The organism is Tenebrionibacter intestinalis (genome assembly GCF_016632365.1).
GTDB classification, from domain to species: Bacteria; Pseudomonadota; Gammaproteobacteria; order Enterobacterales; family Enterobacteriaceae; genus Tenebrionibacter; species Tenebrionibacter intestinalis.
The window spans coordinates 1-10,968 of sequence record NZ_JAEPBH010000017.1 but is presented as its reverse complement, the minus strand read 5'-3'; the positions used below and the strand labels follow the sequence as shown (position 1 = coordinate 10,968).

General features: G+C 54.2%; 9 protein-coding genes. 4 read left to right on the top strand and 5 right to left on the bottom strand.

The window, feature by feature from the left end; translation table 11 throughout:
• Positions 1 to 21: 21 nt before the first annotated feature.
• Positions 22 to 783, bottom strand: a complete 762-nt coding sequence (gene rsmJ, locus JJB97_RS07965; protein ID WP_238713498.1) for a 16S rRNA (guanine(1516)-N(2))-methyltransferase RsmJ — start codon at positions 781 to 783, stop codon at positions 22 to 24.
• Between the two features lie 8 nt (positions 784 to 791).
• On the bottom strand, positions 792 to 2,834 hold the full coding sequence (gene prlC / locus JJB97_RS07960) for an oligopeptidase A (RefSeq protein ID WP_238713497.1): 2,043 nt from the start codon (positions 2,832 to 2,834) through the stop codon (positions 792 to 794).
• A gap of 182 nt (positions 2,835 to 3,016) precedes the next feature.
• Here prlC and JJB97_RS07955 point away from each other — a divergent pair, with 182 nt between their 5' ends.
• The 3 genes from JJB97_RS07955 to JJB97_RS07945 all read left to right on the top strand — a co-directional run bounded on the left by JJB97_RS07955 (position 3,017) and on the right by JJB97_RS07945 (position 6,905).
• Positions 3,017 to 3,859 (top strand): 23S rRNA (adenine(2030)-N(6))-methyltransferase RlmJ, encoded by an 843-nt coding sequence (locus JJB97_RS07955; RefSeq protein WP_238713496.1) that lies wholly within the window; start codon positions 3,017 to 3,019, stop codon positions 3,857 to 3,859.
• Positions 3,860 to 3,936: 77 nt separating this feature from the next.
• Complete coding sequence (gene gorA, locus JJB97_RS07950; protein ID WP_238713495.1) at positions 3,937 to 5,289, top strand: glutathione-disulfide reductase; 1,353 nt, start codon at positions 3,937 to 3,939, stop codon at positions 5,287 to 5,289.
• Positions 5,290 to 6,122: 833 nt separating this feature from the next.
• Entirely contained in the window at positions 6,123 to 6,905 is a 783-nt protein-coding gene (locus JJB97_RS07945) for an SDR family oxidoreductase (RefSeq protein WP_238713494.1), read from the top strand.
• A gap of 306 nt (positions 6,906 to 7,211) precedes the next feature.
• Here the strand turns inward: JJB97_RS07945 and JJB97_RS07940 are convergent, their stop codons facing one another.
• The 3 genes from JJB97_RS07940 to JJB97_RS07935 all read right to left on the bottom strand — a co-directional run bounded on the left by JJB97_RS07940 (position 7,212) and on the right by JJB97_RS07935 (position 9,802).
• On the bottom strand, positions 7,212 to 8,186 hold the full coding sequence (locus tag JJB97_RS07940; protein ID WP_238713493.1) for a nucleoside hydrolase: 975 nt from the start codon (positions 8,184 to 8,186) through the stop codon (positions 7,212 to 7,214).
• A 2-nt stretch (positions 8,187 to 8,188) separates the two neighbouring features.
• Entirely contained in the window at positions 8,189 to 8,314 is a 126-nt protein-coding gene (locus JJB97_RS18555) for a hypothetical protein (protein ID WP_263457906.1), read from the bottom strand.
• Between the two features lie 93 nt (positions 8,315 to 8,407).
• Positions 8,408 to 9,802: an MFS transporter gene (locus JJB97_RS07935; RefSeq protein ID WP_238713492.1), complete on the bottom strand. Its 1,395-nt coding sequence runs from the start codon at positions 9,800 to 9,802 to the stop codon at positions 8,408 to 8,410.
• 638 nt (positions 9,803 to 10,440) lie between these two features.
• Between JJB97_RS07935 and JJB97_RS07930 the strand changes: the two genes are divergently transcribed.
• Positions 10,441 to 10,836: a NirD/YgiW/YdeI family stress tolerance protein gene (locus tag JJB97_RS07930; RefSeq protein WP_238713491.1), complete on the top strand. Its 396-nt coding sequence runs from the start codon at positions 10,441 to 10,443 to the stop codon at positions 10,834 to 10,836.
• The last annotated feature ends 132 nt before the right edge of the window (positions 10,837 to 10,968 follow it).

Genomic DNA, 10,968 nt, shown 5'->3' with positions numbered 1-10,968 from the left:
ATCCTGCGGGATAATCGACGCTCATACAGGCTGGTCTGGCGTGCCCGGATAAATATCAAAGCGATGATTTTTAGTGACAACCGCAGACTGCGTTACCCGCCCGGCCAGCGGCGCAGCATAATCGGGGCGTTTAACTACCACGCGCTTTGTCGCAAGCTCCAGCGCCGGCGCCAGCAGCCCATCGGCGTCCCCGTCCGTTCCTACCAGCGTCTGGAACACGCGCATCTCTTTTTTTACCAGCGCGCTTTTCTGGCGATGTGGATACATCGGGTCGAGATACACCACCTGCGGGCGCGGGCGAAGGGTTTGCAGCGACGACAGGCTCGAAGCGTGAATCAGCGTCAGACGCTCGCGCAGCCAGCCACCGATTTCCGGGCTGGCATAACCACGCGTCAGGCCGTCATCCAGCAACGCAGCCACGACCGGATGGCGCTCCAGCATTCGCACGCGACACCCCACGCAAGCCAGCACAAACGCATCGCGCCCAAGGCCCGCCGTGGCATCCACAACATCCGGAAAATAGTCGCCCCTGACGCCTACCGCTTTCGCCACGGCTTCGCCGCGTCCGCCGCCGAATTTACGCCGGTGCGCCATCGCGCCGCCGACAAAATCCACAAATATACCGCCAAGTTTTGGCTCATCAAGCTTGCGTAACTCCAGATGGGACGACGTTAATACCAGCGCCATCGGGTTATCCGCATCCTGCTCCAGCCCCCAGCGGGCGGCCAGAACAGCTAAGGCGCCGTCACCGGCGCCTGATTCATCAATCAAACAGATCTTCACGTGGGGTATCAGCCCTTAATACCGTAGTGCGCCAGCATCGCGTCCAGTTCCGGCTCACGTCCACGGAAACGTTTGAACAGCGCCATCGGCTCTTCGGAACCGCCGCGGCTAAGAATATTTTCCAGAAACGACAGCCCGGTTTCGCGGTTAAATATACCCTCTTCCTCAAACCGCGAATAAGCATCCGCCGCCAGCACATCGGCCCACAAATAGCTGTAGTAGCCCGCGGCATAGCCGCCAGCGAAAATATGGCTGAAGGCATGCGGAAAACGCCCCCAGGCAGGCCCTGGCACGACCGCCACCTGGCTTTTAATCTCACGCAGCGTTTCAAGGATTTTCGCCCCCTGCGTCGGATCAAATTCAGCATGCAGACGGAAGTCGAACAGGCCAAACTCAAGCTGGCGCAGGATAAACATGGCCGCCTGGTAATTTTTGGCTTCCAGCATTTTATCAAGCAGCGCCTGCGGCAGCGGTTCGCCCGTTTCATAATGACCGGAGATAAAGGCCAGCGCCTGCGGCTCCCAGCACCAGTTTTCCATAAACTGGCTCGGCAGTTCGACCGCATCCCACGGCACGCCGCTAATGCCTGCCACGCCGGCAGCTTCAATACGCGTCAGCATATGGTGCAGACCGTGGCCAAACTCATGGAATAGCGTGATCACTTCATCATGAGTAAACAGCGCCGGTTTGCCATTGACCGGGCGGTTAAAATTACAGGTCAGGTAGGCGACCGGCTTTTGCAGCGAACCGTCGGCCAGGCGCATTTGTCCGACGCAGTCGTCCATCCATGCCCCGCCGCGCTTATGCTCGCGGGCGTAAAGATCAAGGTAGAAGCTGCCGCGCAGTTCGCCCTGCTCATCAAACAGCTCGAAAAAACGCACGTCAGAATGCCAGACATCAATGTCCTTGCGCTCTTTCGCACTGATACCGTAAATGCGTTTTACAACTTCAAACAGGCCGTTGATAGCGCGGTCTTCCGGGAAATACGGGCGTAGCTGCTCATCGCTGATGCTATACAGATGCTGCTTTTGCTTTTCGCTGTAATAGGCAATATCCCACGGCTGCAGCGCCTGGACGCCATACTCTTTTTGCGCGAAAGCGCGAAGCTGGGCCAGCTCGGCTTCCCCCTGTGGGCGAGCGCGCTTTGCCAGATCGGTCAGGAAGTCCAGCACCTGTCCGGTATTTTCGGCCATTTTGGTCGCCAGCGATTTTTCGGCATAGCTGCCAAAACCCAGCAACAGGGCCAGTTCATGCCGCAGGCTCAGGATCTCTTCCATAATCGGGCCATTGTCCCACTTACCCGCATTCGGCCCCTGATCGGAGGCACGGGTGCTGTAGGCGCGGTACATTTCCTCACGCAGGGCCTGATTATCACAATACGTCATTACCGGCAGGTAACTTGGGATATCCAGCGTCAATAGCCACCCTTCCTGCTCTTTGGCCTGCGCCTGAGCATGAGCGGCGGCCAGCGCGCTTTCCGGCATCCCGGCCAGTTCGGTCTCATCGCTAATCAGCTTTGTCCAGCCCATTGTGGCGTCAAGCACATTGTTGCTATAAGCAGAACCCAGTTCAGACAGGCGCGCTGCAATTTCGCCGTAACGTTTTTGTTTATCCGCCGCAAGCCCGATGCCCGATAGTTCAAAGTCGCGCAGCGCGTTATCCACGGCTTTCTTCTTTGCCACGTCGAGCGTCGGGTAGCTGTCGCCGTCGCGCAGGTTGCGGTATGCCCTGTACAGCCCCTCGTGTTGCCCAACCCAGGTACTGTATTCCGACAGCAGCGGCAGCGTCTGCTCATAGGCCGCGCGCAGCTCCGGGCTATTTTTGACGGCATTCAGATGACTGACTGGCGAAAATATACGGCCAAGACGATCGTCTACCTCTGCCAGCGGCTGACACAGGTTGTCCCAGGTATAGGGCGCGCCCTGCGCCACCACGCTTTCTACTTTTTCACGGCACGCCTTTAGCGCATCGGTCACGGCGGGCACCACGTGTTCAGGCTGAATTTTCGAAAACGGCGGTAGAGTAAACGGAGATAACAATGGATTCGTCATAGGCTCGGTCCTGAAATGTTGTTTGTTTAGCGCATCATGCAGTGACAATACGTCGTAGCATGGGGGTTAGTGTAGTGAATTTCAATGGCGGGCGCGGCGGCAGGCTGCCTGCAACTCGGCGCCGTTTGGGTATATACTGGCCCCCTACCCGTTCCCCCACTTTTTTGGAAAACGCAGCCCGCATGCTCAGTTACCGCCACAGCTTTCACGCCGGCAACCACGCCGACGTCCTCAAACACACTGTTCAGAGCCTGATTCTGGAAGCGCTGAAAGAGAAAGAAAAGCCGTTTCTCTACCTCGATACTCACGCCGGCGCCGGGCGCTATCAGCTTGCCAGCGCGCGGGCTGAACGCACAGGTGAATATCTGGAGGGTATCGCCCGCATCTGGCAGCAGGACGATACCCCGGCGCAGCTAGAGCCCTATCTGAACGCCGTTGCGGCATTTAACCGCAGCGGCCAACTGCGTTACTACCCCGGATCGCCGTTGATTGCCCGCGAGCTACTGCGCCCACAGGACATGCTCCAGTTAACCGAGCTGCATCCTTCCGATTTCCCGCTACTGCGCGCCGAATTCCAGAATGATAAACGCGCCACGGTAGCGCGCGGCGACGGTTATCAGCAACTGAAGGCGAAACTGCCGCCCACATCGCGTCGCGGCCTGATACTTATCGATCCGCCTTATGAAATGAAAACGGATTATCAGGCCGTCGTTACCGGCATCAGCGAAGGCTACAGGCGCTTTGCCACCGGCGTTTACGCATTATGGTATCCGGTCGTTCTGCGCCAGCAAATTAAGCGTATGTTCCATGAGCTGGAGGCCACAGGCATTCGCCGCATATTGCAAATTGAGCTGGCAATACGCCCGGACAGCGATCAACGCGGCATGACCGCCTCCGGCATGATTGTGATTAATCCGCCGTGGAAGCTGGAGAAACAAATGGCGGCATTACTTCCCTGGCTGCACCGCAAACTGGCGCCAGGCGGTACCGGCCATGTTTCGCTTAGCTGGCTCGTGCCGGAATAGGCCGCGCCTGAGCCCGTTACACGCTTTGTAGGATGGGCGATAATGACGTTATTACGGACTGATGCAAGGTAACGACCATGACAAAACATTATGACTATATCGCCATTGGCGGCGGCAGCGGCGGCATTGCCTCCGTTAACCGCGCTGCCATGTATGGCAAAAAATGCGCCCTGATTGAGGCCAAACTGCTGGGCGGCACCTGCGTGAACGTAGGTTGCGTACCCAAGAAAGTGATGTGGCATGCAGCGCAAATTGCCGAAGCCATCCGACTTTATGGCCCGGACTATGGTATTGACGCTACGTTAAATCATCTCGACTGGGGCAAACTGATCGCCAGCCGTAGCGCCTATATTGACCGCATCCACGCCTCATACGACAGGGTATTAGGTAAAAACAACGTTGACGTTATCCACGGCTTCGCCCGTTTTGTCGATGCCCATACCATTGAAGTTAACGGCGACAGGTTAACAGCCGATCACATCCTGATCGCCACCGGCGGCCGCCCTGGTCGGCCGGCTATTCCGGGTGTGGAATATGGTCTTGATTCTGATGGTTTCTTTGAGCTTGATGCGCTGCCAGACCGTGTTGCGGTCGTAGGCGCAGGCTATATCGCCGTAGAAATTGCCGGGGTGGTGAATGCCCTGGGCGCACAAACGCATCTGTTTGTACGCAAACATGCGCCGCTGCGCAGTTTTGATCCCATCATTACCGACACGCTGGTTGAGATCATGGCCGCTGAAGGCCCGCAGTTGCATACCCAGGCAGTTCCCGAATCCGTGGTAAAAAACACTGACGGCAGCCTCACGCTAACGCTGGAAGATGGCCGCAGACAGACCGTAGACTGCCTCATTTGGGCCATTGGCCGCGAACCGGCAACCGACAGTATCAACCTACAGGCTGCGGGTGTGAAAACCGACGAAAAGGGCTACATTATCGTCGATAAATATCAGGCGACCAACGTAGCTGGCGTTTACGCTGTAGGCGATAACACCGGCCATATTGAGCTGACGCCCGTGGCCGTTGCCGCAGGCCGTCGCCTGTCCGAGCGCCTGTTCAACAATAAGCCAAACGAACACCTTGATTACAACAATGTGCCGACCGTGGTATTCAGCCACCCGCCGATTGGCACCGTTGGCCTGACTGAGCCGCAGGCCCGCGAGCAGTACGGCGATGAGGCCGTGAAGGTATACCAGTCCGCCTTCACCGCAATGTATACCGCCGTCACTCAACATCGCCAGCCTTGCCGCATGAAGCTTATCTGCGTGGGCGAGGAGCAGAAAATCGTAGGCATTCACGGGATTGGCTTTGGCATGGATGAAATGCTGCAGGGCTTTGCCGTGGCGCTAAAAATGGGCGCAACCAAAAAAGATTTTGACAATACCGTCGCCATTCACCCTACTGCGGCAGAAGAGTTTGTGACCATGCGCTAGCCGCGCGTAGCAACCTTTATCGTTATTCATTGCAATTAAAAACCAGGGGTCGGACGGCCCCTCGGATTGTTGACAAAGAAGGAAAAAACGGAGTTTTTCCTTCTTTGTAGTAAGCAGGCGAAAATCAATGCGTTGATTTTGCTTATTTTTTATTGTCTTTCATCCCTCCTGCCTGCGACAGGATAGGGTTTGTCAGCAGTCTCAGAGCCGGACGGCCCCGTTTTTTCCTGCCTGACGCCTGACCGGGCGCATCGCTATCGGCCCCTTCGCTTTACATGCCCATACTTCCGTTTATCCGCAAGCTATAACGAAAAATCAACGGCGCTTTTTACCGTGCAGGATGGAGAAACAGACCCAGCGATACGCCTGATAACGTAATTGCCTGACGGCATTATTTACTCAACAGATACAGCGCATTAATAAATTTTTACCCATGAAACGGGGCTGGCGGGTAGATATCGCCGCGATAACAAAATTAAGTTCACTGATAGCCGCAATAAACTAAACGCTGTCGCTATCCTGTATGCCGTGCGTCTGTTAAATCGGTACCATTAGGGTAACTTTTAACGTTTTGACTAAAACAGACAAGTTAACTTCTTATTGTTAAAATGCTAAATTCATAAATTCTATGATTTAAAGACAACTATTTTCACGTATCATTTTGGGAAAATAGCGCACTAACAGCCTGATGCAGCTAAAACTTCCCTCAACCAGGCGGATATAGCAATAATACTATCTAAGCCATCACAATTTCAGTGGATTATTTAACCACAAGTTAGTCTGGCAAGCTGCGTTAAATTTTTTACTAACAAAATGATTTGTAGGATATAGTTATGCATGGATTATTTGATGACTTTTCGCTGGATTTTTTCTCTCTAAAGAAAGAGGTTGCTATCATCACAGGCGGTTGCGGCGGGTTAGGGCGAGCGCTTACTGCGGCCCTCGCTAAAGCGGGTGCGAACTTATTCATTGTCGATCTCAAAGAACCGGATGAAGATTATATTTCTCATATTGAAAAAAGCGGCGTCAGCGTCGAGTTTATGTGTATTGATATAACCGAGAACGGCGCTGCGGAAAAAATCTTCCGCCGCTGTATGAATAAATTCGGCCGGATCGATATACTTATCAATAATGCAGGCATATGTAAAATTAACAACCCGCTAAAATTTGACCGTACCGACTGGGATCCAATGATAAATCTCAATCTAACCGCAGCCTTTGAAATGAGTAGAGAGGCCATAAAATTTTTTATTCCGCAACGAAAGGGGAAAATAATCAACGTTTGTTCTATTTTATCCTTTTTTGGCGGCAGATGGTCGCCTGGTTATTCTGCTACCAAGCATGCTTTAGTGGGTTTAACACGATCTTATGCTGATGATTTTTCAGAATACAATATCCAAATAAACGGTATCGCGCCCGGTTATTGTTTAACCGATATGACGACGGTACTTCACGGCAATCCTAAACTTAAAAGTTTAATTACCAACCATATACCTGCCCAACGCTGGGGCGAGGCTAAAGATCTTATGGGGGCGGCTGTCTTTCTTTCCAGCCGGGCTTCTGACTATGTTAGCGGTCATATCCTGGTTGTGGATGGCGGTTACTCCGTACGCTAAAAAATAGACGCAACGCAAACAACAGGCGTCAAAAAACCGGTAAATACGCTACGGGTTTATTAAAGCAGCCGGGCATTTCCCGATGGGCGCTCCTCTCCCCCCGAACGCGCTTTTCGCTCTTTACTTAGATAAAAGTCAGCGAGCGGCCGGGGACGACAGAAATATGAACAGAAACTGAACGCACTGCCTCGCCATTCATTCAGCCCCGGCAGCGCTCATTGTCATTAGGCGCGATATAACCGTTATTCCGATAATTCCGGCGATGTCTTCTTACGACAGAGCGGTTATTAGTGAAAACATGGGGCGCTATGCTCTCTTTTGCAGGTAACGCTCAATCAGCGCCAGCAGCCGGGCATTATCAACCTTCGTAAGTATTTGTACCGGCGCGCCGCGGGGAGCGGCAACGCCTACATTGACCCTCAGCTTGCCGTAGCGGCAGGTCGCGCCACGCGCCACGCCTTCCAGCGCCACGTCAAGGTAGTCGCTTTCGCTATCACACAGTGTCGGATCAAGCAGCCAGGCAATGGTTAACGCATCGTGGATCCAGCAGCCAGGCAACCCGCGTGTACGCATTGAATAGTCTATCCAGGGGCGCATGGTCACATTCAGGTAGCGCGTAATCGGGTTATCCACCCCGGCCAGCCGTTGAAGATCGGCATGCGTCATTTGCGTCTGGGTGGTGGTATCCATCGGCACAACCGTAATCGGCGCGCCGCTGGTCAGCACGACGTGCGCCGCCTCAGGATCGATACCGAAATTGGTATCTTTCAGATAGCCCGGTACATTAAATACGCCCCCCATAATCACGATTCGCTTCACCATCTGCGCCATATCCGGAAACAGACGTAACGCCATTGCGACATTTGTCAGCGGCCCAACGGCCACAAGCGTAATCACGCCAGGGTTATTACAGATAAGTTCGCCAATGGCATTCGCGGCCGTCGGCGGGCTAACTTTCGCCTTCGCCGCAGGCGTTACGCCACGCCAGAGATAGCGCAACCCCACATCGTCTACCGATGTATCCATCCGTTCACGCCAGGGGCCGGCAGGCTCCAGCAACGCATGCGCGGCTCCCCGGCATACCGGCACAGTACAGCCAAGCTGTCGAAGCATATCGCATGCTACCGCATAGCCCACTTCACTGGTCGTATTTCCCGCCACCGTAGTAATAAGCTCCAGGCTCATCTGTGGCGCGGCCAGCGCCAGGGCAAGCGCCAGACCATCATCCACGTTCGCGCCGGGTATCCCATTTCCGGGATCGCAATCAATAATTATTCGCATATTCAGCACAGCTTCTGGTAATAAACTTCCGGCTTTTTCCCAACAGACGGCCAGCCGCCTACGTCACACTGGCGGTAAACCACGCCCGCAGAACCGGCCAGCGCCAGCCGCCGCCGCAAAACACGCATTCGGTACCGGCCCTGACGGCCTGAACGCCAGAAATACGCGGTACCTGGCGTGCCTCCTGCCCCGTAAAAACCCCCAAGTGCAGACGAAAACGGTTAAATCGCATCTTCCGGCAAATTAAGATCGCGCCCGCGCGTTTCCGGCGCAAAGAAAGTGGTCACAAAGCCAATTGTCGCCATCAACATAAAATAGGCCGCCACCGGCCACCAGTGTCCGGCCCAGGAAAGCAGCGCGGCTGCTATCAGCGGCGCCGTGCCGCCGGAAATAATCGACCCCAACTCTTTAGCAAACGCCATGCGGGTATAACGGTTTGTAACGCCGAATAGCTCCACGCCCCACGCTGCCTGCACGCCAAAAATGCCCAGCGACGCAAGCGACATGCCGACTACGATCGTAGGAATCACAATTATTGGGTCACGCGAATCCAGCAGCATAAACGCCGGGAAAGCATAAAGAATCAGCAAAAAGCAAAAATACCGGTAGGTCACACGACGCCCGAAGCGATCCGACAGCCACCCTGCCAGCGGAATGACGGCAAACCCTAAAACAGAAGCGATAAACACGGCGGTTGTCGGCACCGATTTATCCACCATCAGCACTTTTGCGACATAACCGATGATAAACCCCTGTGCCAGATAAGACGGGCCGTTTTCACCGATACGCAAGCCGACCATCGTCCAGAATGCCCGGGTACGCCGCCAAAAGCTGCGATTATCGTATTGCCGGGCCGCATTACCGCGCTCCAGCGCCTCGCGACGCTGCGCTTCCAGCAGCGCTTTCTGGCGTTCGAACACCGGCGTTTCGCGCATGTGGCGGCGAATGAAAAGGGCTACGACTGCAATCAGCATGCTGCCAAGAAACGGAATGCGCCAGCCCCAGCTCATCAGGCTTGCTTTATCCATTTGCAGAACCAGCAGCCAAATCAGTGACGCCAGCAGCGTGCCGCTGTTAGAGCCCAGCGCAATAATGGAAGAGACCAGCCCGCGGCGATTTGGCGGAGCGTATTCGCCCAGCATGACGGTACCGCCTGACAGCTCAGCCCCCGCGCCCAGCCCCTGGGCGAAACGTAAAAAAACAAGGCAGGCGGGCGCCCACACGCCAATTGTCGCATAGCCCGGGATCAGGCCAATCAGCGTTGTTGACAGGCCCATCAGAGCAATCGTGACGATCATCACAACCTTACGGCCATGTCGATCGCCAATCCAGCCGAACAGCAGCGCGCCTACAGGGCGGGCGATAAACCCTACCGACCAGGCGGCAAAACTGGAAAGAAGCGCCATAACCGGCGTTGCCTCAGGAAAAAACACATCCCCAAAAATGATACCGGCGGCAAGGCCATAAAGCGCAAAATCAGCATACTCCATTGTTGTGCCAAGCCAGCAGGAAAACGTGGCGCGCCGGAAGTCTCTGCGTCCTTCATCCGTCGCCAGGCGTGCCTGGGCTGCATGCGCAACCTCGCGGTTCGGCACAGCGGAAGTACTTATACTCATTAAAAATTCCCTGGTATTGGAATATCCGTTTTATCTTTAAAAAAATCATTCCGTCACGCGTAAATTCTTACTGCGTTGAAAAATATCTTTATCCACTCACGTAGAACTGGCAATGAAAATAATCAGTTTTGAGTATATGATCACAATATGTTAATGAAATAGCATTAAAATTAGGGGTAACGTATGAATAAATCGCGTTTATTATCATAATTAAGCACTAATATTTCCCACGCATCGCTTAATTCCCCGGCTCCTGTCGCCCACTTAACGTTTTTAAAAACAAAAAGTTATATCACAAGCCTAACCCGATGCGTTAATGGCGAAACGCCCGCCGGGCAGGCGGCGCTTTATCGTCATCCTTGCCGTTAAGTTATACGATTGTGAAATTTCAGGCATCGACTGCGTATGTATATATAAAACGGCTAAAAGCGTTATCGCTGTGACGTTAAACATGGCGCCTTCATCACTCCGGCCAACGATACGGACCGTTATAAATAATTGTCGCCTGTGCTAACTGTATACCCACAGTATTGCTACCAGTGTTTAGCCACAATAATTTCGCTATTGCATTACGCGGATACGCAAAGGATAAGCGCCATGTGCCAGGCTTAATGCTCAACATGGCACAGGAGCAAAGAATGAAAAGGCAAACAGCTATTATCGCAGCAGGGTTACTACTCCCGCTTATTGCGGCGAAAGCCGCCGGGCCTGGGGCGCACGAAACGCCAACCCCGCATCAGCTTAATCACGAGGCCAGCCGCAGTGAAACTGAAGCTGCACGCGTGGCGACCCTTGCACAGGCCAAACAATTGGCCGACGCCAGCAGCGTACAAGTGCGCGATATACAGGCGCAAAAGCTGGGAAGCGATACGTATCTCCTGCGCGACAGCAGCGGGCAAATTCGCGCCACAATCCCCATCGCCGTGCTGGAGGCGGCCGCTGTCGCACCGTCAGACACCATCACGGTGGAAGGCACGCTTGATAAAAAACAAACGCCCTGGCAACTGCGGGTCTACCGCGTCGAAAAACGCTAATCCAGCCGCGCCAGTCCTGCAAGAGGTCAAAACCCAGCAGATGCATCAGGGCAAAGACATGATCGGTGAAGCCATCCCGGGAGACATGACGGATAAGCCATATTCCGCTAACTTTTTGCCCTTTACCTGTGA